The following is a 20,803-nucleotide window of genomic DNA, read 5'->3' on the forward strand; positions in this document are numbered from 1 at the left end:
TGAGTCGGTCCGACTCAGGTCTGTTGACCCATCGGCGGGCGTCGTGCACACTTGAGTCCGTTCCACTCAAGTCAGCTGGAGGAATTCACCATGGCACGTGCGGTCGGCATCGACCTGGGCACGACTAACTCCGTCGTCAGCGTTCTGGAGGGCGGCGAGCCCACCGTCATCACCAACGCCGAGGGTGCCAGGACCACGCCGTCCGTCGTCGCCTTCGCGAAGAACGGTGAGGTGCTCGTCGGCGAGGTCGCCAAGCGCCAGGCGGTCACGAACGTGGACCGGACCATCCGTTCCGTGAAGCGCCACATGGGCACGGACTGGAAGATCGAGCTCGACGGGAAGCCCTTCAACCCGCAGCAGATCTCCGCGTTCATCCTGCAGAAGCTCAAGCGGGACGCCGAGGCCTACCTGGGCGAGAAGGTGACCGACGCGGTCATCACCGTCCCGGCCTACTTCAACGACTCCGAGCGCCAGGCGACGAAGGAGGCCGGCGAGATCGCCGGTCTGAACGTCCTTCGTATCGTCAACGAGCCCACCGCGGCCGCGCTCGCGTACGGCCTCGACAAGGACGACCAGACGATCCTCGTCTTCGACCTCGGTGGCGGCACCTTCGACGTGTCCCTGCTGGAGATCGGTGACGGCGTCGTCGAGGTGAAGGCCACCAACGGTGACAACCACCTCGGTGGTGACGACTGGGACCAGCGCATCGTCGACTACCTGGTCAAGCAGTTCGCCGGCGGTCACGGCGTGGACCTCGGCAAGGACAAGATGGCCCTGCAGCGTCTGCGTGAGGCTGCCGAGAAGGCCAAGATCGAGCTGTCCTCGTCCACCGAGACCTCGATCAACCTGCCCTACATCACCGCGTCCGCCGAGGGCCCGCTGCACCTGGACGAGAAGCTCACCCGGGCTCAGTTCCAGCAGCTGACGGCCGACCTGCTGGAGCGCTGCAAGACGCCGTTCCACAACGTCATCAAGGACGCCGGCATCTCCATCAACGAGATCGACCACGTCGTCCTCGTCGGCGGTTCCACCCGTATGCCCGCCGTCGCCGAGCTCGTCCGCGAGCTGACCGGCGGCAAGGACGCCAACAAGGGCGTCAACCCGGACGAGGTCGTCGCCATCGGCGCCGCCCTGCAGGCCGGTGTCCTCAAGGGTGAGGTCAAGGACGTCCTGCTCCTCGACGTGACCCCGCTGTCCCTCGGTATCGAGACCAAGGGCGGCATCATGACGAAGCTCATCGAGCGGAACACGACGATCCCGACCAAGCGGTCCGAGATCTTCACCACCGCCGAGGACAACCAGCCGTCCGTGCAGATCCAGGTCTACCAGGGCGAGCGCGAGATCGCGGCGTACAACAAGAAGCTCGGGATGTTCGAGCTGACCGGTCTGCCGCCGGCCCCGCGCGGTGTCCCGCAGATCGAGGTCGCCTTCGACATCGACGCCAACGGCATCATGCACGTGACCGCGAAGGACCTGGGCACGGGCAAGGAGCAGAAGATGACCGTCACCGGCGGCTCCTCGCTGCCGAAGGACGAGGTCGACCGGATGCGCCAGGAGGCCGAGAAGTACGCGGAGGAGGACCACGCCCGCCGCGAGGCCGCCGAGACCCGCAACCAGGGCGAGCAGCTCGTCTACCAGACGGAGAAGTTCCTCAAGGACAACGAGGACAAGGTCCCCGGCGAGATCAAGACCGAGGTCGAGGCGTCCGTCGAGGAGCTGAAGACCGCGCTCAAGGGCGAGGACACCGCCGAGATCCGCACGGCCACCGAGAAGGTCGCGGCCGTCTCGCAGAAGCTGGGCCAGGCCATGTACGCCGACGCCCAGTCCTCGCAGGCCGCCGCCGGCGGCGCCGCGGGCGCCGAGGCCCCCAAGGCCGACGACGACGTCGTGGACGCCGAGATCGTGGACGACGAGCGCAAGGACGGTGCCGCGTGACGGAGGAGACCCCGGGCTTCGACGAGAAGCCCGACGTCCCCTCCGGCGCCACCCCCGAAGACGCCGAGCCGCAGGCCGCCTCCCCCTCCTCGGGGGAGGGGGCGGCCCCGGCCGGGGACGCAGCACAGATCGCAGGCCTGACGGCCCAGCTGGACCAGGTGCGCAAGGCGCTCGAAGAGCGCACCGCGGACCTCCAGCGGCTCCAGGCCGAGTTCCAGAACTACCGCCGCCGCGTGGAGCGGGACCGGATCACGGTCAAGGAGATCGCCATCGCGAACCTCCTGACCGAGCTCCTGCCCGTGCTCGACGACATCGGCCGCGCGCGGGACCACGGCGAACTCGTCGGCGGCTTCAAGTCCGTCGCGGAGTCGCTGGAGACCGTCGCGGCGAAGATGGGACTGCAGCAGTTCGGCAAGGAGGGCGAGCCCTTCGACCCGACGATCCACGAGGCCCTGATGCACTCGTACGCGCCGGACGTCACGGAGACGACGTGCGTGGCGATTCTGCAGCCCGGGTATCGCTTCGGCGAGCGCACCATCCGCCCCGCGCGGGTGGCCGTCGCCGAACCCCAGCCGGGGGCGCAGACCGTCAAGGCCGACGAGGCGGAGACGGCCGACGACAAGGAGAGCGGTGGCCCGGACGAGGGCTGAGCTTGAACCGGTCGCAGTACCGACCGCTGTATCGATGAGAGAGGAGGGGCGTCGGGGATGAGCACCAAGGACTTCATCGAGAAGGACTACTACAAGGTCCTCGGCGTCCCCAAGGACGCCACCGAGGCCGAGATCAAGAAGGCGTACCGGAAGCTCGCCCGCGAGAACCACCCGGACGCCAACAAGGGCAACGCCAAGGCCGAGGAGCGCTTCAAGGAGATCTCCGAGGCGAACGACATACTCGGCGACCCCAAGAAGCGCAAGGAGTACGACGAGGCCCGCGCCCTGTTCGGCAACGGCGGCTTCCGCCCCGGGCCGGGCGGCGCAGGCGGCTCGTTCAACTTCGACCTGGGCGACCTCTTCGGAGGCGGCACCCAGGGCGGGGGTTCCGGAGGCTTCGGCGGCGGAATCGGTGATGTCTTCGGGGGCCTGTTCAACCGGGGCAGCTCCGGTACGACCCGGGTGCAGCCCAGGCGTGGCCAGGACATCGACACCGAGGTCAGCCTCAGTTTCACCGAGGCGATCGAGGGGGCGACGGTCCCGCTGCGCATGTCCTCGCAGGCACCCTGCAAGGCCTGTTCGGGCACCGGCGACGCGAACGGCAACCCGCGGGTGTGCCCGACGTGCGTCGGCACCGGCCAGGTCGCGCGGGGTTCCGGCGGCGGCTTCTCGCTCACCGACCCCTGCCCGGACTGCAAGGGCCGCGGTCTGATCGCGGAGAACCCCTGCGAGGTCTGCAAGGGCAGCGGCCGCGCCAAGTCCTCGCGCACCATGCAGGTCCGCATCCCGGCGGGGGTGTCGGACGGCCAGCGCATCCGGCTGCGCGGCAAGGGCGCACCGGGCGAGCGGGGCGGCCCGGCGGGCGACCTGTACGTCACGGTGCATGTCGACGCGCACCCCGTGTTCGGCCGCAAGGGCGACAACCTCACCGTCACCGTCCCCGTGACGTTCGCTGAGGCGGCGCTCGGCGGCGAGGTCAGGGTCCCCACCCTGGGCGGGCCGCCCGTCACCCTGAAGCTGCCCCCCGGCACGCCCAACGGCCGCACCATGCGCGCCCGCGGCAAGGGCGCGGTCCGCAAGGACGGCACCCGCGGCGACCTCCTGGTCACCGTCGAGGTGAGTGTCCCGGCGGACCTGACGGGGAAGGCTCGTGACGCACTCGAGGCGTATCGCGAGGCGACCGCGGGCGAGGACCCGCGGGCGGAGCTGTTCCAGGCCGCGAAGGGAGCATGACAGAGATGGACGGCCGTCGACGCAACCCGTACGAACTGACCGAGGAAACCCCGGTCTACGTCATCTCGGTGGCGGCCCAGCTCTCCGGCCTGCACCCGCAGACCCTGCGCCAGTACGACCGCCTCGGCCTGGTCTCGCCCGACCGCACCCCCGGCCGCGGCCGCCGCTACTCGGCCCGCGACATCGAACTGCTGCGCACCGTCCAGCAGTTGTCGCAGGACGAGGGCATCAACCTGGCCGGCATCAAGCGGATCATCGAACTGGAGAACCAGGTCGCCGCGCTCCAGCAGCGCGTCGTCGAACTCCAGTCGGCGGTCGAGGGCGCGGCAGCGGCGATGCAGCAGCGCGAGGCGGCGGTGCATGCGTCGTACCGCCGCGATCTGGTCCCGTACCAGGAGGTGCAGCAGACCAGCGCGCTGGTGGTGTGGCGGCCCAAGCGGCAGCAGGACTGAGGTAGGTATGTGACAGGGGCCCGGAGGCTGAACCTCCGGGCCCCTTCGCATGTCACCGGCCGACGAAGAACTCCAGGGACGAGCTCTGCCCGCTCTGCCGCCCATAGGGGTCCACGGCGTACACGGTGGCCGTGCACGGCCCGTTGTAGGGCGGTGTCCAGGAGATGGAGCCGGTCGTGGACAGCTGGGTGCCGCTGTCGCCGCAGGCGCCGCTGATCTGCCAGGAGTAGCCCTTCAGCACCCGCCCCTCGTCACCGGCGCCGGGCCTGGCCGTGACCTTGACGGGGGAGCGCGCCGGAATCCCGGCGAAGTCCAGCGTCAGCTGCGGTGCGGCCGGGCCGAACGGGGTGGCCCGGGCGAGCCGGTCGACGGTGATCTCCGCGGAGGGCGCCGACTCGGCACCCGTGCCGGCATCCACGGCGACGACGTAGTAGGACGCCTTGCCCGCCGGGGCGAGGCGGTCCTCCCACCAGCCGCCGTGCAGGTCGCCGATGGCCGTCCAGCCGCCGTCGGTGCGGCGGTAGACCCGGTACTGGGGGGCGTCCTCGGGGAGCACCCAGTGGATCTCGGTCCTGTCGTCGTGGAGGACGCCGGTGAGCCCGCTCGGGGCGGGCGTGCCGCTGGGCTCGGGGCGCGTGGCTGTCACCGGGGCGGAGACCGGGGAGACGTTCTGGGCGCCGTCGACCGCGTGCACCTTGTAGACGTAGGCAGTTCCCGTCCCGGCGGTGACGTCCGTGAAGGACGTGCCGGTCACGGTCTCGGGCCCGTCCGGATCCTGCTGCCCCTCCGGCGCGCCCCACACCTCGTAGTGGTGCACGTCCGCCGCCGAAGAGGGTTCCCACGCGACCGTGTTGCCCCCCGTGGTGCCCTTCGCCGTGAGGCCGGTGACCTGCCCGGGCGCCGTCCGGTCGGCGGTCGTCACGCCCTGGTCGGCCGAACCCGCCGAGGTGTTGCCCGCCCTGTCGTAGGCACGCACCTCGTAGTAGTACGTGTCGCCGGTCAGCGGCAGGCTCGTGTCGGTGTACGACGTCGAGGTCGTCGTCGCAAGCGGCGCAGCGCCGAACGACGTGCCCTTGAGCCGCCGGTAGACGCGGTAGCCCGCGAGGTCCATCTCCTGGCTCTTCGCCCAGGTCGGCTTCGCCCTGCCGGACGCGGGGTCGTACGCGACCGAAGTCCCCGTCGGGGCAAGGGGTTTGACCTTGTCGACGTCGGCGGAGGTGCGGGGCTTGTAGGCGAAGGAGACGTTCGCCGTGCCCGTCCAGTTGACGTAGTCGATGCGCAGGGTGTGCTTGCCGGACGGGATCGTGACGTTGACGGTCTTCTTCACCGTCGTCGACACGTTCTTCCAGAGGTCGACCTTGCGCACGCCGTCGAGGTGGACGCGGACGCCGTCCTGGGTCGCGACCGGCAGGGCGAAGGGGCCGCCCGAGCCGAAGTCCCTCGTCACCGTCCAGCGGACACCGAAGTTGTCCCTCGGCAGGCCGGAGGCGGGGGCGGAGGTGCCCCAGTTCTGGTCGATCGCAACATCGCAGTCCGTCTTCTTCGGGGTGCCGGAGAACGACGTGTTCGCGAAGAACTGGCGCTTGAAGACGGGCGAGGTGCAGGTGGTCGCGGCGGCGGCCGGAGCGGCCGTCGCGGAGAGCAGACCGGCCGCGGTGGCGAGCACGACGGCGGCCGTGGCCGCGGTGGTCGTGGGTCTGGCTGAGTTCATTCGGTCCTCTGGTCGGGATGGGAACGGCTGATGCAAGCTGCCGTGATCACGACTCGTGAGGAATCGCGTTGGTTGTACGGATCTTTGCCTGCCGATTGCCTGCCGTTGCATGGAGAGTCCGTAAAGGACCTTTGGAGGCGTTTCCGTCATGTCTTTACATGGTCGGCGGAGTGTTGCGTTGCGCACTCGTTAAGTAGTTGCGCTTGACGCCCGGGGGCCGCTCCGCGTTGGCTTTTCAGTCACCTGGGTCGCAAGTTGCGCCCATGTCCGGAAGACACCAGAAGTGAGCTCCTCCATGCGTTCCACGCGTCGTACCGCCATCGCCGTGGCAGCGTCCACGATGACCCTGTCGCTCTCCGCCTGCGGCGTGCTGAACGTGTCGGGGGACAGCAGCTCGGCGAGCCCCACGAAGGGCAACGACGTCACCATCGGGCTGCTGCTGCCGGAGACGGCCAACACCCGGTACGAGGACTTCGACTACCCCATCATCAAGAAGCAGGTCGCCTCGCTCACCAAGCAGCAGGGCAAGGTCGACTACCAGAACGCCGACCAGAACGCGGCCAAGCAGGCGGCCCAGATGCAGAAGATGATCGACGACAAGGCCGACATCATCCTGCTGGACGCCGTGGACTCGCATGCGATCGCCGGTGAGGTGCAGAAGGCGAAGGACGCCGGTATCCCGGTCATCGCCTACGACCGGCTGGCCGAGGGCCCGATCGACGCGTACATCTCCTTCGACAACGAACTCGTGGGCGAGGTCCAGGGCCGCACCCTGCTGGAGGCGCTGGGCAGCGAGGTCGACACCTCCGACAAGATCGTCATGATGAACGGCTCGCCCACCGACCCGAACGCCAAGCAGTTCAAGGCGGGCGCGCTGTCGGAGCTCAACGGCAAGGTGACGATCGCCAAGTCGTACGACACCAAGGACTGGGACCCGAAGAACGCCGAGGCCAACATGAAGGCGGCCATCGACGCCATCGGCAAGGGCAACATCGCCGGTGTCTACTCCGCCAACGACGGCATGGCAGGCGGCATCGTCAAGGCCCTGGAGGGCGCCGGCGTGACGAAGCTGCCGCCGCTCACCGGCCAGGACGCGGAACTCGCGGCCGTGCAGCGGATCGTCTCGGGCGAGCAGTACATGAGCGTGTACAAGTCGTACCCGCAGGAGGCCGCGGCGGCCGCGCAGATGGCGGTGGCCAAGGTGCAGGGCAAGGAGATCGAGTTCGACGCCCTCACCCAGGACACCGTCGACAGCCCCACCGACAAGGGCATCCCCGCGCAGCTCGTCACCGTGACCGCGCTGACGAGGAAGAACATCAAGTCGACGGTCGTCGCGGACGGCATCTACAAGGTCTCCCAGATCTGCACGTCGAAGTTCGCCTCGGAGTGCTCGGCGATCGGCCTCAAGTAGTCGCAGACGGGCAGCACTTGAAAGGGCCGGGGCGGCTGCGCCCCGGCCCTTGGCCGTCGGTTCGGTTCACCCCACCCGCGTGAACACCACCGACACGTCCGGCGGACCGCCCGCCACACCCCGGTAGATGCCCTTGTGCGGGGTGACGTCGTCGTAGTCGCGGCCGCGGGCCACCACGACATGGGACTCGTCGGCACGGGTGCGGTTGGTGGGGTCGTAGCCGCACCAGTCGCCCGCCCAGTACTCGATCCAGGCGTGGCTCTGCCCGGCGACGGGCCGGTGGAGCTCGGCCTCGCGCTCCGGGTGGAGATAGCCGGAGACGTAACGGGCCGGCAGGCCCACGCCCCGCAGCAGCGCGACGGTGAGGTGGGTGATGTCCTGGCAGACGCCCGCGCCCTGCTCCCAGGCCTCCGCGGGCGAGGTGTTCACGCTGGTGGCGCCCGGCAGATACGACACCCGGTCGGCGACCAGCTCCGAGACCGCGACCGCCGTCTCGTGCGGGTCGAGGCCGGCCGCCGCCTTCCGCGCCTTCTTCACCAGCTTCGCCGGGACCGTCGTACGGCCGGTGGGGCTCGCGAACTCCAACAGGCGGGAGGTCGCGGTGCGTTCGGTCACCTCGGCCCAGGTGGGCGCGGGCGGGAGCGCCTCCGGCGGGGACGTCTCGACCAGGCTGGAGGCCGTGATGGTGAGGTCGCCGTGCGGGTCCATCAGGTCGAAGCCGGTGACCTGGGTGCCCCAGTAGTCCCAGTACGACCAGGTGGGGGCGGTGGGGTTGACGGTGACCCGCGCGTCCAGGGTGGTCTGGCCCGGCAGCGTCAGCGGGGTCATGCGGACCTCGTTGTGCGAGGAGGCCGCGGGCTGGGCGTAGGAGACCCGGGTGGTGTGCTTGATACGGAGGCGGCGTGTGCCCGTGCTGCTCATGGTGGTCATCTCACGCTCCTTCCTGGGCCCACTCGATGGGCCCCTGGTACGGGAAGAACCGCTCGGCCACCGCGTCCGCGGAGGCCATGCAGGCATGCTGCAGGTCGCCCAGCAGCGCGGGCAGCTGGTTCTCCAGAGCGTGCGTGTCCAGATATTCGAGACGGGTGCGGAGCCGTCCGATGGGGCGGCGCGCGGGGTCCTGGCGGGGGCGGCCGAGAGCGGTGAGGCACTCTTCCGCCGTGGTCAGTGCGTGCAGGGCCGAGCGCGGGAAGTTCCGGTCCAGGAGAAGGAATTCGGCCACTCGCGGGGTGTCGCCGAAACCGCCGTACACGCGCGCGTACGCCTCGTCGGCGCCCGAAGCGCTCAGCAGTGTCGGCCAGTCGGGCGCGTGCACGGCGTCCAGCACGCGCACGGACAGCAGCCGTACGGTCATGTCCACCCGCTCCAGGCTGCGTCCCAGCACCACGAAACGCCAGCTGTCGTCCCGGCTCATGGTCGAGTCGGCGAGCCCGAAGAAGAGCGCGGCCCGGCGGCGCACCAGCTCCAGATAGGCGTACGGGCCGGTACGGCGGGCCGCCATCCGCTGGTCGGCCAGCGCGTGCCAGGTGGAGTTGAGGCACTCCCACATCTCGGACGAGATGGCCTCACGGGCGCTCCTCGCATTCAGCCGGGCGGCGCCCAGCGCCCCCTCGATGGAGCCCGTCGAGCGGGCGTCGAAGGCCAGCTGGTCCAGCACCTGCTGCATGTCGACGCGTGCGCCTCCCGCGTCCATGCCGAGGATCGCGTACAGCGACCGGCAGGCCGCGTCCTCGTCGCGCCAGGGGTCCTCCAGCAGGCGGTGCAGATACGCGTCGAGGATGCGGCCCGTGGCGTCGGCGCGCTCGACGTAGCGGCCGGTCCAGGTCAGGGCCTCGGCTATCCGGGACAGGATCACGTCGTTCACTGCTGTTGGGCCCCTTCCTGTACGACGGCACGGGTGCCGTCGGGTCCGAGCCGGCGCGGGGCGACGGAGGGGAGTGCGCCGGCCGGTTCGGGCACCGGCTGCTCGGCGGGGCCCTCCGCGAGCACCCAGGTGTCCTTGGAGCCGCCGCCCTGGCTGGAGTTGACGATCAGGTTGCCCTCCTGGAGGGCGACGCGGGTCAGCCCGCCGGGCAGCACCCAGACATCGTTGCCGTCGTTCACGGCGAACGGCCTGAGGTCGATGTGGCGGGGTGCCATGCGCTCGCCCGCGAGGGTGGGGGAGGTGGACAGGGCGACGGGCCGCTGGGCGATGAAGCCGCGCGGGTCCGCGGTCACTGCTTTGCGAGTGCGTTCGAGGGTGTCCTTGTCGGCCTTCGGGCCGATCACGATGCCCTGCCCTCCGGCGCCGTCGACCGGCTTGATGACCAACTGGTCGATCTGGTCGAGGACCGCCTCCAACTGTCCTGGCTCGTCGGGCCGGTAGGACTCGACATTGGGGAGGATCGGTTCCTCGGAGAGGTAGTAGCGGATCAGGTCCGGGACGTAGGTGTAGAGCAGCTTGTCGTCGGCGATCCCGTTGCCCACGGCGTTCGCGAGTGTGACGTTGCCCGCCATGGCGGCGCCCATGATGCCGGGGCAGCCGATCACCGAGTCGGGACGGAAGTGGAGCGGGTCGAGGAAGTCGTCGTCCAGGCGCCGGTATACGACATGGACGGGCACCTCGCCGCGCGTGGTGCGCATCCACACGCGGTTGCCCCGGCAGACCAGATCGTGCCCCTCGACCAGCTGCACGCCCATCAGCCGGGCGAGCAGGGCGTGTTCGAAGTAGGCGGCGTTGCTCGGGCCCGGGGTGAGGACGACGACCCGCGGGTCCTGCACGCCGTCGGGGGCGGCGGCGCGCAGGGCGGCGAGCAGCCGGTGGCAGTAGCCGTCGACGGGCAGGACGTGCTGCTCGGCGAAGAGCGACGGGAAGATCCGGGTCATGGCCCGGCGGTTCTCGATGACGTAACTGACCCCGCTGGGCACCCGTACGTTGTCCTCCAGCACCCGGAAGTCCCCGGCCTCGTCGCGTACGAGGTCGATGCCCGCGACGTGGATGCGGACACCGCCCGGTGGCTCGACGCCCTGTGCCGCCCGGTGGAAGTGCGGGGAGTTGAGCAGCAGCCGCCAGGGCACGACGCCGTCCTCGAAGGCGCGGGCGTGTCCGTAGGCGTCGGCGAGATAGGCCTCAAGGGCCCTGACTCTCTGGCTCACCCCGCGTTGTATGAGATCCCATTCGAGGGCGTCGAGGATGCGGGGCACCAGGTCGAGCGGCCAGGGCCGCTCCTCGCCCGCGAAGGCGTAGGTCACACCGCGGTCCGTGAAGGCGCGGGCCATCTGGTCGGCCCGGAATCTCAGTTCGCTCGGCTCGATGGGCTGGAGCGCTGCCAGTACCGGCTCGTAGGCGGTTCTGACCTCACCCGGCCGCTCAAACATCTCGTCCCACGCGTCGGCCAACGCGTATGCGTCAAATATGTCCGCCATGGCCCGACGTTAAGTGGGGTGTGTAACGGGGTGATCACTGACGTATTTCCTGCAGCTTGCGTGAGACAGCGGTTTCTGCGGGGCAACCCGCGGTTGCCGCGAACTGCCGTCAGCTTGTTGCAGGAAGGACCGCGGAGGGCTGGAAACAGCCGTATGTACCGGTGGTTTCGGGCGCTCGGTTCGGGCCGAGCCGTGTTGCGGAGCTGGTCCGGGCCGCGCATAGTTGCGCTGCGACAGACGGTGGAACCGGGGGTGGGATGGGCGATGGCCGGGCACGGGACGGATGAGCATCCACACGGTGCCGACCGACTGTGCGACGCCGGGGACCGCGTGTACTCCCGGGCCGTACGGCGGGGCCGGGTGGCGCGCCGGGACGCCGAACCGGTGCCGTGCCTGCTGGAGCTGGCCCTGCTGCACCCGGACCCCGACGACATGGACTGGCTGGTCCCGACGTCCCCGCAGGAGGTCATGACCAGACTGCTGCGCGGGGTATACGACGAGGTCAGCGCGAGCCAGCGGCGGGTGGGCGCGGCGGTCGCCGCCGTCGAGCGGTACTCGGGCCTCGGCCCCGCCACGCAGGCGGGCCCGGGCGTCGCGGAGGGTGCCGCGATCCGTGTCCTCGACGGGCTCTCCCGCATCCAGGCCGCCATGGACCAGGCGACGGAGGCGTGCACCACGGAGGTCCTCACCGTCCAGCCCGGCGGCATCCGCCCGGAGCACGAGCTGACCGAGGGGCTGCACAGGGCGCTGGCGCTGCGCGGACGGGGCGTACGGATGCGCGACCTGTACACGCATGTGGCCCGGCACGGTCAGGGCCTGCTCAACTACCTGGAGCTGATGGGCGGTTCGGTCGAGGCCCGCACGCTCGACGAGGTGATCGACCGGCTGATCCTCTTCGACCGCACGGTGGCGTTCATCCCGGCGAACGCGGACCGCACCCTGGCGCTGGAGCTGCGCCACCCGGCGCTGGTCGAGTACCTGGTCACCGTCTTCGAACGGCTCTGGCGCCTGGCGATCCCGCTGACCGCGCCGCTGCCCGACACCGGCATCGAGGGCATCTCGCACCGCGAGCAGTCCATCGCGGCGCTCCTCGCGGAGGGGCACCAGGACGCGGTGATCGCGGAGCGGCTCGGCATAAGCGTGCGCACCTGCCGTGCCCATATCGCGCGGCTCTCCGAGACCCTCGGCGCGGCCAGCCGCACCCAACTCGGCGTCCGTATCGCCCAGGTGGGCCTCGACGGGCCCCGCCATCCGGCGGACGTCACCCCTTCGGTCACTCTTCCCGGCCAAGAATCCCCGACCGTCCGATGAGGTAGCCGCACCTCCAGCGCGAGCGAGCGGTCCGCGTTCGCGGGCACGAAGGCGACTACCCGGTCGACGAGGAGCAGCCGGTCCGTCACTTCGTCCAGCACACACTCCGCCACGCGCCCTCGGTCCTCGGAGGTGCGCAGCAGCCGGCGCAGCGCGACGGCGGGAGAGACGGGCTCCAGCCGGCCGAGGTCCTCGACCAGGGGGTGCAGCAGCCCGAAGTCCAGCAGGCAGGGGGCCGGTGCGGCGTCCTCGGTGCGGACCCTGCCTTCCTTCACCGCCCGCTCGTACAGCCGTGCCCCGGCGGCACACAGGTCCTCCGCACCGTGCGCATGCGCCGCGGTCACGGGTGGTCCTCTCCTCCCGGTATCGGCTGGTCCGGCTTCAGGATCCCCGACTGAGCTATGAGAAAGCCGAGCTGGGCACGGCTGCCGCTGCCGAGGGCGGTCGCCAGCTTGGCTATGTGGGCCCGGCAGGTGCGTACGTTCATGCCGAGGCGGCGGGCTATCGCCTCGTCGACGTGGCCCTCCACGAGGAGTTTGGCGATGGAGTGCTGGATGTCCGTGATGCCGTCCGGAGCGGTCTCGTAGGGGGCGCCGGCGCTCAGCGGGACGGCACGGCTCCACATGAACTCGAACACCTTGATCAGGTACCGGACGAGACCGGGATGACGGAGTTCGAGGGCGACCTGCCGGTCGTCGCGGGTGGGGATGAACGCGACGGTCTCGTCGCAGATGATGAGGCGCTCCACCAGTTCGTCGATGGTGCGGTACTCCGCCTTCCCGTCGGCGAAATGGTCCACCCAGGCGAGCCGCTCCGGGCTGTAGCGGGCCGTGTGCTGGTAGAGGGTCCGGATCCGCACCCCTCGTTCGATCAGCGGCTTGTCGCGCTCCAGGGCTTCCATGAGCCTGCGCTCCGGGTGGCGTTGGCTCGGCTGGACGGTGAGCATCTCGTTCCGGCACTGCGAGATCGCCAGGTCGAGCGCCGCGTTGATGCGGTCGAGGCCCTCCAATACGCTGATCGAGTGAGTCGACGCCGTGACCTGGGCACTGAGAGCCATGAACGGCTCGAATGCGTCTGCCACCTGGATCGACAGCCGCCGGCGTTCCGTGATCTCGCGCTCTATGGGATTGAGCCGTTGGGCCAGGGCGATCCCCGGAGGAACGGGGCGCAGCCAGTTCGCGTCGTCGGGATCAGGGTGGAGCAGGGCGAACTCCATCAGACAAGGGGCGGTTTCCACGTCCGCGCGGGCGATACGTCCCGTGCGAAGCGCGTTCGCGTAGAGACGACTCCCTTCCTCACACAGCTCCGTCACCGCGTGGGGATGCGTCGCTTTAGTCCGATTCGCTTCCAAATCTCCACCCCCCAGGGTCCTGAACATGCAGGAACATGATGCACCGATCGTGTGGCCATGACGTGCCCGAATGAGCCATCGTCTTACTCGAGACGGGGGAAGAGGGGACCTTCAAGTGAGGACGAAGCCGACTATGCGTAAGAGAATGCTTCGCTCGGTGCTTGTCGCCGCCTTCTCCGCCGTTGTGGCCTTCGGAACGCTGAGTGGCCTTTCTGGCGCGAAGGGTGACGCACGGGCGGACAGTGTCTGGTCGTTGACAGCTGCCACCGCGGCTACAGGTGACACTCCTGTCCACGCGGACGACAGTGTGTGGAGCTGACGTGACCACCCCACCCGACGACCGCTCCTTCCGCCGCGAAATGGCCACGGCCTACCGCTCCGGCTGGCACTTCATCGACCTTGTCACCGCGATCCCCCACGCCGGTGACTCGCTGATGGTGACCGTCTTCGGTGAGCCGGTCGTCGTCACGCGCGACGAGGACGAGGACGTACGGGCGTACCGGTGTCTGCGGCGGCCTCGGGGGGCGCCGCAGCCAGTGCGATGTGCCATTCGGTACGGAATGATCTTTGTGAACCTCGACCAACGAGACCACCGGCTGGTGGAACCGGAAACCCCCGATGTTCGGACCATCTCAGCCACCCCCCGCAGTGCCTGACGCGATTCCCCCGTCGTAACAGATCGCTCAGGTGCTTCCCCCCGCAGCGGCGTCACCGTGACCTGAACACGGTGACGCCGCTGCAGTTTTGCGGGACATTTCCGGGTATCGGCATGTTCGGCCGTCGCCCGGTACTGACTGAAACCAGTCCCGGCCGCCACGGCCGTCATGCGAGGCCCATCGCCCGCGTCAGCTCGATCTCGATCACCACACGTGACGGGTTCGGCCCGGGCGTCCGCCGGTAGCGCTCGGCGTACCGGCGCACCGCCTCCGCGACCCGCTCCGGATCGGTCCGTACGACGGCCAGGCCCTCCAGCGTCGCCCAGCGCCGCCCGTCCACCTGGCACACCGCGACCCGGGCGCCCCCGTCTCCGGCGGCCAGCACGTTCAGCACCTTGGCGCTCGTCCTGTTCGTGATCACCCGGGCAAGGCCGGCGCCGGGATCGTAGGTGACCCCGACAGGCACCACGTGCGGGCTGCCGTCCGGGCGCGGGGTCGTCAGCGTGCACAGGTGCCGTTCCCGCCAGAAGTCGAGGTACGCGGCGTCGGGGGCACCCGGGTCCTGCGAATAGGTCGCCATGGCTCCGGAACTTAGCCCCCGGACTCTCCCGGTCGCCTCCTTGAGTGGAATAGACTCAACTTTGTGTACGCTGACTGAGTCAGTACTGGACTTGTGGCGGACGGCTGACCTCAGGAGGAGAACGCGACAGTGGACGCCGAGCTGACCAACCGGAGCCGGGACGCCCTCAGGGCGGCCGAACAGCGGGCCCTGACCGACGGGCACGCCGATCTCACCCCGGCCCATCTGCTGCTGGCCCTGCTCCAGGGCCAGGACAACGAGAACATCACCGACCTGCTGGCCGCCGTCGACGCCGACCAGGCGGCCGTACGCGCCGGGGCGGAGAAGATCCTCGCCGGGCTGCCCAGCGTGACCGGCTCCACCGTCGCGCCCCCGCAGGCCAACCGCGAGCTGCTCGCCGTGATCGCGGATGCCGCCGAGCGCGCCAGGGACCTCGGCGACGAGTACCTCTCCACCGAGCACCTGCTCATCGGCATCGCCGCGAAGGGCGGCGCCACCGGTGACGTACTGTCCGGGCAGGGGGCCGGTGCGAAGAAGCTGCAGGAGGCCTTCCAGCAGGCGAGGGGAGGACGACGGGTGACCACAGCCGACCCGGAGGGCCAGTACAAGGCCCTGGAGAAGTTCGGCACGGACTTCACGGCCGCGGCGCGCGAGGGCCGGCTCGACCCGGTCATCGGCCGCGACCAGGAGATCCGCCGCGTCGTGCAGGTGCTGTCGCGCCGGACGAAGAACAACCCCGTCCTCATCGGCGAGCCCGGCGTGGGCAAGACCGCCGTCGTCGAGGGGCTCGCCCAGCGGATCGTCAAGGGCGACGTACCGGAGTCCCTCAAGAACAAGCGGCTGGTCGCCCTCGACCTCGGCGCGATGGTCGCGGGCGCGAAGTACCGCGGAGAGTTCGAGGAGCGGCTGAAGACCGTCCTGGCCGAGATCAAGGACTCGGACGGCCAGATCATCACCTTCATCGACGAGCTGCACACCGTCGTGGGCGCGGGCGCAGGCGGCGACTCCGCCATGGACGCCGGCAACATGCTGAAGCCGATGCTCGCCCGCGGCGAACTGCGCATGGTCGGCGCCACCACCCTCGACGAGTACCGCGAGCGCATCGAGAAGGACCCCGCCCTGGAGCGCCGCTTCCAGCAGGTCCTGGTCTCCGAGCCCACCGTCGAGGACACCATCGCGATCCTGCGCGGACTCAAGGGCCGCTACGAGGCCCACCACAAGGTCCAGATCGCCGACAGCGCACTCGTCGCCTCCGCCACCCTCTCCGACCGCTACATCACCTCCCGCTTCCTGCCCGACAAGGCCATCGACCTCGTCGACGAGGCGGCCTCCCGCCTCCGCATGGAGATCGACTCGTCCCCCGTCGAGATCGACGAACTCCAGCGCGCCGTCGACCGGTTGAAGATGGAGGAGCTCGCCCTCGAGAAGGAGACCGACCCGGCCTCCCGCGAACGCCTGGAGCGGCTGCGCCGCGACCTCGCCGACAAGGAGGAGGAACTGCGCGGCCTGACCGCCCGCTGGGAGAAGGAGAAGCAGTCCCTCAACCGCGTCGGCGAACTGAAGGAGAAGCTCGACGAGTTGCGCGGACAGGCCGAACGAGCCCAGCGCGACGGCGACTTCGACACCGCCTCGAAACTCCTCTACGGCGAGATCCCCACCCTGGAAAGGGACTTGGAGGCCGCTTCCGAAGCCGAGGAGGAGGCCGCCAAGGACACCATGGTCAAGGACGAGGTCGGCTCCGACGACATCGCGGACGTCGTCGCCGCCTGGACCGGCATCCCGGCAGGCCGCCTCCTGGAGGGCGAGACGCAGAAACTCCTGCGCATGGAGGAGGAGCTGGGCCGCCGCCTGATCGGCCAGCAGGAGGCCGTGCAGGCCGTCTCGGACGCCGTCCGCCGCACCCGCGCAGGCATCGCCGACCCGGACCGCCCGACCGGCTCCTTCCTCTTCCTGGGCCCGACGGGCGTCGGCAAGACCGAACTCGCCAAGGCCCTCGCCGACTTCCTCTTCGACGACGAGCGGGCCATGGTCCGCATCGACATGTCGGAGTACGGCGAGAAGCACAGCGTGGCCCGCCTGGTCGGCGCCCCGCCCGGCTACGTCGGCTACGAGGAGGGCGGCCAGCTGACCGAGGCGGTCCGCCGCCGCCCGTACTCCGTGGTCCTGCTGGACGAGGTCGAGAAGGCCCACCCCGAGGTCTTCGACGTCCTCCTCCAGGTGCTGGACGACGGCCGTCTGACGGACGGCCAGGGCCGCACGGTCGACTTCCGCAACACGATCCTGGTCCTGACCTCCAACCTGGGCAGCCAGTTCCTGGTCGACCCGATGACCGGCGAGGAGGAGAAGAAGGAACAGGTCCTGGAGGTGGTCCGGACCTCCTTCAAGCCGGAGTTCCTCAACCGCCTCGACGACCTGGTCGTCTTCTCGGCCCTGTCCAAGGACGAGCTGAGCCGCATCGCCCGCCTCCAGATCGACCGGCTCGCCAAGCGCCTCGCGGAACGCCGCCTCACCCTGGAGGTCACCGACGAGGCCCTGGCCTGGCTCGCCGACGAGGGCATGGACCCGGCCTACGGCGCCCGCCCCCTGCGCCGCCTCGTCCAGACCGCCATCGGCGACCGCCTCGCCAAGGAGATCCTCTCCGGCGAGGTCAAGGACGGCGACACGGTCCGGGTGGACTCGTTCGGGGAGGGGCTGATCGTGGGACCTGCCACGGGCAAGACGCTGTGACCTGCCACGTGCCGCACGGGCCTGTCACCTTCCGGTGGCGGGCCCGCCGCACGTCATACGTCGGTCATGGCGAGGTACACGGTGACAAAGAACCAGACCGCGAACACCAGGCACCCCAGCCACAGGGTCCACAGCAACCAACGCAGCGCTCTCGGTGGACGCACCGAAGGATCATCGCACCGGCCGGGTATCCGCAGGACGCATTCCCGGGACACCGGATCGTGTCAGCCACGGGCTGACAGGACCGCCCGGGGTTGCCACCCCCCTCCCCGCATGGGGGAGGATGGCGGTATCCGTACGAAGGGAAAAACACGGTGAGCATCGACCCGTCCTCGATTCCGAACTTCGGGGGCCAGCCCGAGCCGCAGCCCCAAGGACCGGCGGGCCCCGTCGTCCCGGATCAGGACCTCGTGAAGCAGCTCCTCGACCAGATGGAGCTCAAGTACGTCGTCGACGACGAGGGTGACCTCGCGGCGCCGTGGGAGCAGTTCCGTACGTACTTCATGTTCCGTGGTGAGGGCGACCAGCAGGTCTTCTCGGTGCGGACGTTCTACGACCGGCCGCACCAGATCGACGAGAAGCCCCAGCTGCTGGAGTCCATCGACGACTGGAACCGGCGGACCCTGTGGCCCAAGGTCTACAGCCACACCCACGACGACGGCACCGTCCGTCTCATCGGCGAGGCGCAGATGCTGATCGGCACCGGCGTCGCCCTGGAGCACTTCGTGTCCTCCACGGTCAGCTGGGTGCGGGCCGCCATCGAGTTCGACAAGTGGCTCGTCGAGCAGCTCGGCCTCGAAGAGGAGATCAACGAGGCGGACGAGAAGCCCGGGGACGACGAGGAGTAGTCCTCCCGCCCGCTTCCACAGCGCCACAGCCCTACAGAGGCATGTTGGCGATCACGATCAGATACGCCCCGTAAGCGAACGAGAGCCCGGCCAGGGCACCGACCACCACGGTCGCGTGCCAGGGCCGGGCTCTCGCCGTACGCACGAGGGCCTGGGCGAGGGGCAGCAGGAGCGGGAAGGCGGGGAGCAGGAAACGGGGCTTCGACTCGAAGAAGCCGGAGCCGCCGAGGACGATCAGCAGCAGTACGCCGCTGTGGACGAGGAGCGGCAGCGGGGCGCGGTCGGCGAGGAGGAGGGCGTACAGCACGACGCCCGCCGCCACGATCACCATGGTCATCGGGAAGACGAACCGGTCCCCGTGCAGCAGCAGGTGCCGTACGAACTGGAGCGAGCCCTGCCCGAAGTCGAACCGGGACCCCCACCGGCGCTGCACCGCAAAGTACCCGCCGAGGAGATTGCCCTCGCGGTGCCCGACCCACAGGACGTATGCCGCCCACCCGGCCGGTGCGAGTGCAGCGCCCGTCCACAGCCTGTGGGAAACCTTGCGGCGCTCACGAAGGCACCGCCACACCTCGCAGGCGGCCGCCGCGAGCACCGCCGCGGCGACCGCGAACCCGTTGGGCCGGGCCAGCCCCGCAAGCGCCGCCAGCGAGCCCGCCCACAGCCAGCGCCCGGTGAGCACCGCGTACAGCGACCAGGCGGCGAACGCGGTCAGCAGGGGCTCGGTGTACGCCATGGACAGCACGACGGAGTGCGGCAGCAGCGCCCACAGCAGCACCAGCGTGAACGCGACGGCCCGTCCGTGCAGCCGGGCGCCGACCGCGTAGATCCCGCAGGCGGCGACGGCGGCCGCGGCCCAGGACACCACCAGTCCGGACGCGCCTCCGCCCAGTGGGCTCACGGCTCTCACGGCCCGTACCAGCGCCGGGTAGAGCGGGAAGAACGCCATGTCGCTGAACATGACACCCGTGTGGGGGTGCTGGATGCGGCCGTACCCGTGGGAGGCGATCCCCAGGTACCACACGGAGTCCCAGGACCGCCCGAGCAGACCGAGTGCGTCCCGCCCGGTCGTCGCCCTCGCCACCAGGGCGAGTGTGGCGACACCGAGCAGCCGGACGGCGAGGAACAGACCGAGCGCGGTGGCCATGGCCGCCACCCGGGTCGCATGGACACGCCCCTGGGCGGCAGGCTCCGCGACGGCGGAACGAGTGAGGGTGCTGGCGTGGGTCACACCGGCACATTGCAGGGTGAACGGGGCGTGCGCGAGCGCTGGGCGTCCGGCCGGGTACGGTCTCGCGGTGTTCGGCGTGGCGGCGTGACAGACCCCGGATCAGCCCGCCAGTGCCTTGAGCCGCTTCGCCGCCTCCTCCAGTACCGCAGTCTGCTTGCAGAAGGCGAACCGGACGAAGGGTGCGCCCTGGTCGCGGTGGTCGTAGAAGACCGCGTTGGGGATGGCGACGACACCTGCGCGTTCGGGGAGGGCCCGGCAGAAGGCGAAGCCGTCGCTCTCGCCGAGGGGGCGGATGTCCGTGGTGATGAAGTACGTGCCCGCGGTCCTGAAGACCTCGAAGCCCGCGTCCGCCAGGCCCGCCGCCAGCAGGTCGCGCTTGGCCAGCATGTCCTCGCGGAATGCGGTGAAGTAGCTGTCGGGGAGCGCCAGCGCCTCGGCGACGGCGTACTGGAAGGGGCCGGAGGAGACATACGTCAGGAACTGCTTCGCGGAGCGGACCGCCGAGACCAGTCCCGGGGCGGCCGTCACCCAGCCCACCTTCCAGCCGGTGAAGGAGAAGGTCTTGCCGGCCGACCCGATCGTGACCGTGCGCTCCCGCATGCCCGGGAAAGTCGCGAGCGGCAGGTGCTCGGCCTCGTCGAAGACCAGGTGCTCGTAGACCTCGTCCGTGACGACGAGCAGATCGCGCTCGACGGCCAGCTCGGCGATCGCGGTGAGCTCCTCACGGGTGAGGACCGTGCCGGTGGGGTTGTGCGGGGTGTTGATGAGCAGGAGCCGGGTCCGGTCGGTGACGGCCGCGCGCAGCTCGTCGAGGTCGAGCCGGAAGCTGCCCTCGTGCGGGCGCAGGGTGACCGGCACGCGCGTCCCGCCCGCCATGGCGATGCAGGCCGCGTACGAGTCGTAGTACGGCTCCAGGGCGATCACCTCGTCGCCGGGCTCCAGCAGGGCGAGGAGGGTGGCGGCGATGGCCTCCGTGGCGCCGGCGGTGACCAGGACCTCGGTGTCGGGGTCGTACGACAGGCCGTAGCGGCGCTCCTGGTGTGCGGCGATCGCCGTGCGCAGTTCGGGGACGCCGGGGCCCGGCGGGTACTGGTTGCCGCGGCCATCGCGCAGGGCGCGTACGGCGGCCTCGCGGACCTCCTCGGGGCCGTCCGTGTCGGGGAAGCCCTGGCCCAGGTTGATGGCGCCGGTCTGCACGGCCAGGGCCGACATCTCGGCGAAGATCGTCGTCCCGAACTCGGCGAGGCGGCGGTTGAGGAGGGGGCGGGTGCTGGAGGTCATGCCGGCCATCCTGCGCCCAGA

The 20,803-nt window shown here is 70.0% G+C and carries 17 protein-coding genes; 9 read left to right on the plus strand and 8 right to left on the minus strand.

The genetic code is table 11. The features are described 5' to 3' along the window. Window positions 1-90: 90 nt before the first annotated feature. From dnaK to IH68_RS0132375, 4 genes are read left to right on the plus strand one after another with little or no spacing between them, the layout of a single operon-like run. Complete coding sequence (dnaK, locus tag IH68_RS0132360) at window positions 91-1,935, plus strand: molecular chaperone DnaK (RefSeq protein WP_030942097.1); 1,845 nt, start codon at window positions 91-93, stop codon at window positions 1,933-1,935. Then, window positions 1,932-2,585, plus strand: coding sequence for a nucleotide exchange factor GrpE (grpE, locus tag IH68_RS0132365; RefSeq protein ID WP_030942099.1), 654 nt, complete (start codon window positions 1,932-1,934; stop codon window positions 2,583-2,585). The genes dnaK and grpE overlap by 4 nt, the downstream gene beginning before the upstream one ends. Before the next feature lie 57 nt (window positions 2,586-2,642). Then, window positions 2,643-3,818, plus strand: a complete 1,176-nt coding sequence (gene dnaJ / locus IH68_RS0132370) for a molecular chaperone DnaJ (RefSeq protein WP_030942101.1) — start codon at window positions 2,643-2,645, stop codon at window positions 3,816-3,818. A gap of 5 nt (window positions 3,819-3,823) precedes the next feature. Further along, window positions 3,824-4,270 (plus strand): heat shock protein transcriptional repressor HspR, encoded by a 447-nt coding sequence (locus IH68_RS0132375; RefSeq protein ID WP_030942103.1) that lies wholly within the window; start codon window positions 3,824-3,826, stop codon window positions 4,268-4,270. A gap of 52 nt (window positions 4,271-4,322) precedes the next feature. Here the strand turns inward: IH68_RS0132375 and IH68_RS53765 are convergent, their stop codons facing one another. Continuing rightward, window positions 4,323-5,981 carry a PA14 domain-containing protein gene (locus IH68_RS53765; RefSeq protein ID WP_078912706.1) on the minus strand — a complete coding sequence of 553 codons (1,659 nt, stop codon included), beginning with the start codon at window positions 5,979-5,981 and terminating at the stop codon, window positions 4,323-4,325. A 295-nt stretch (window positions 5,982-6,276) separates the two neighbouring features. Between IH68_RS53765 and IH68_RS0132385 the strand changes: the two genes are divergently transcribed. Next, on the plus strand, window positions 6,277-7,392 hold the full coding sequence (locus IH68_RS0132385; protein ID WP_030942107.1) for a sugar ABC transporter substrate-binding protein: 1,116 nt from the start codon (window positions 6,277-6,279) through the stop codon (window positions 7,390-7,392). Window positions 7,393-7,458: 66 nt separating this feature from the next. On the opposite strand, the gene IH68_RS0132390 is transcribed toward IH68_RS0132385, so the two are convergent. The 3 genes from IH68_RS0132390 to IH68_RS0132400 are packed head-to-tail and all read right to left on the minus strand — an operon-like array spanning window position 7,459 to window position 10,797. Then, on the minus strand, window positions 7,459-8,322 hold the full coding sequence (locus IH68_RS0132390; protein WP_030942109.1) for a transglutaminase family protein: 864 nt from the start codon (window positions 8,320-8,322) through the stop codon (window positions 7,459-7,461). 1 nt (window position 8,323) lies between these two features. Then, window positions 8,324-9,256 (minus strand): alpha-E domain-containing protein, encoded by a 933-nt coding sequence (locus IH68_RS0132395; protein WP_030942111.1) that lies wholly within the window; start codon window positions 9,254-9,256, stop codon window positions 8,324-8,326. Further along, entirely contained in the window at window positions 9,253-10,797 is a 1,545-nt protein-coding gene (locus IH68_RS0132400) for a circularly permuted type 2 ATP-grasp protein (RefSeq protein ID WP_030942113.1), read from the minus strand. The genes IH68_RS0132395 and IH68_RS0132400 overlap by 4 nt, the downstream gene beginning before the upstream one ends. A gap of 264 nt (window positions 10,798-11,061) precedes the next feature. Between IH68_RS0132400 and IH68_RS0132405 the strand changes: the two genes are divergently transcribed. Beyond that, entirely contained in the window at window positions 11,062-12,108 is a 1,047-nt protein-coding gene (locus IH68_RS0132405) for a helix-turn-helix transcriptional regulator (RefSeq protein ID WP_030942115.1), read from the plus strand. Window positions 12,109-12,448: 340 nt separating this feature from the next. Here the strand turns inward: IH68_RS0132405 and IH68_RS0132410 are convergent, their stop codons facing one another. Beyond that, window positions 12,449-13,486, minus strand: coding sequence for a helix-turn-helix transcriptional regulator (locus IH68_RS0132410; RefSeq protein WP_078912707.1), 1,038 nt, complete (start codon window positions 13,484-13,486; stop codon window positions 12,449-12,451). 293 nt (window positions 13,487-13,779) lie between these two features. Between IH68_RS0132410 and IH68_RS0132415 the strand changes: the two genes are divergently transcribed. Then, entirely contained in the window at window positions 13,780-14,115 is a 336-nt protein-coding gene (locus IH68_RS0132415) for a hypothetical protein (RefSeq protein ID WP_030942119.1), read from the plus strand. A 166-nt stretch (window positions 14,116-14,281) separates the two neighbouring features. On the opposite strand, the gene IH68_RS56570 is transcribed toward IH68_RS0132415, so the two are convergent. Beyond that, a complete protein-coding gene (locus IH68_RS56570) occupies window positions 14,282-14,695 on the minus strand; it encodes a pyridoxamine 5'-phosphate oxidase family protein (RefSeq protein WP_030942120.1) in 414 nt (137 codons plus the stop codon). A 129-nt stretch (window positions 14,696-14,824) separates the two neighbouring features. On the opposite strand from IH68_RS56570, the gene clpB reads away from it, so the two are divergent. Further along, on the plus strand, window positions 14,825-17,422 hold the full coding sequence (clpB, locus tag IH68_RS0132425) for an ATP-dependent chaperone ClpB (protein WP_030942123.1): 2,598 nt from the start codon (window positions 14,825-14,827) through the stop codon (window positions 17,420-17,422). 314 nt (window positions 17,423-17,736) lie between these two features. Then, entirely contained in the window at window positions 17,737-18,270 is a 534-nt protein-coding gene (locus tag IH68_RS0132435) for a YbjN domain-containing protein (RefSeq protein ID WP_030942124.1), read from the plus strand. Between the two features lie 31 nt (window positions 18,271-18,301). Here the strand turns inward: IH68_RS0132435 and IH68_RS0132440 are convergent, their stop codons facing one another. Both IH68_RS0132440 and IH68_RS0132445 read right to left on the minus strand, forming a co-directional pair. After that, complete coding sequence (locus IH68_RS0132440) at window positions 18,302-19,501, minus strand: mannosyltransferase family protein (RefSeq protein WP_420719017.1); 1,200 nt, start codon at window positions 19,499-19,501, stop codon at window positions 18,302-18,304. 99 nt (window positions 19,502-19,600) lie between these two features. Next, window positions 19,601-20,791, minus strand: a complete 1,191-nt coding sequence (locus tag IH68_RS0132445) for a pyridoxal phosphate-dependent aminotransferase (RefSeq protein WP_030942128.1) — start codon at window positions 20,789-20,791, stop codon at window positions 19,601-19,603. Window positions 20,792-20,803: the final 12 nt, after the last annotated feature.

Source organism: Streptomyces sp. NRRL S-646 (assembly GCF_000720765.1).
GTDB lineage: Bacteria > Actinomycetota > Actinomycetes > Streptomycetales > Streptomycetaceae > Streptomyces.

Excerpts from the sequence above, each read along its gene's own strand:
- dnaK (WP_030942097.1), top strand. The coding sequence starts at position 91 with ATGGCACGTGCGGTCGGCATCGACCTGGGCACGACTAACTCCGTCGTC.
- dnaJ (WP_030942101.1), top strand. The coding sequence starts at position 2,643 with ATGAGCACCAAGGACTTCATCGAGAAGGACTACTACAAGGTCCTCGGC.
- IH68_RS0132375 (WP_030942103.1), top strand. The coding sequence starts at position 3,824 with ATGGACGGCCGTCGACGCAACCCGTACGAACTGACCGAGGAAACCCCG.
- IH68_RS53765 (WP_078912706.1), bottom strand. The coding sequence starts at position 5,981 with ATGAACTCAGCCAGACCCACGACCACCGCGGCCACGGCCGCCGTCGTG.
- IH68_RS0132385 (WP_030942107.1), top strand. The coding sequence starts at position 6,277 with ATGCGTTCCACGCGTCGTACCGCCATCGCCGTGGCAGCGTCCACGATG.
- IH68_RS0132390 (WP_030942109.1), bottom strand. The coding sequence starts at position 8,322 with ATGACCACCATGAGCAGCACGGGCACACGCCGCCTCCGTATCAAGCAC.
- IH68_RS0132400 (WP_030942113.1), bottom strand. The coding sequence starts at position 10,797 with ATGGCGGACATATTTGACGCATACGCGTTGGCCGACGCGTGGGACGAG.
- IH68_RS0132405 (WP_030942115.1), top strand. The coding sequence starts at position 11,062 with ATGGCCGGGCACGGGACGGATGAGCATCCACACGGTGCCGACCGACTG.
- IH68_RS0132410 (WP_078912707.1), bottom strand. The coding sequence starts at position 13,486 with ATGTTCAGGACCCTGGGGGGTGGAGATTTGGAAGCGAATCGGACTAAA.
- IH68_RS56570 (WP_030942120.1), bottom strand. The coding sequence starts at position 14,695 with ATGGCGACCTATTCGCAGGACCCGGGTGCCCCCGACGCCGCGTACCTC.
- IH68_RS0132445 (WP_030942128.1), bottom strand. The coding sequence starts at position 20,791 with ATGGCCGGCATGACCTCCAGCACCCGCCCCCTCCTCAACCGCCGCCTC.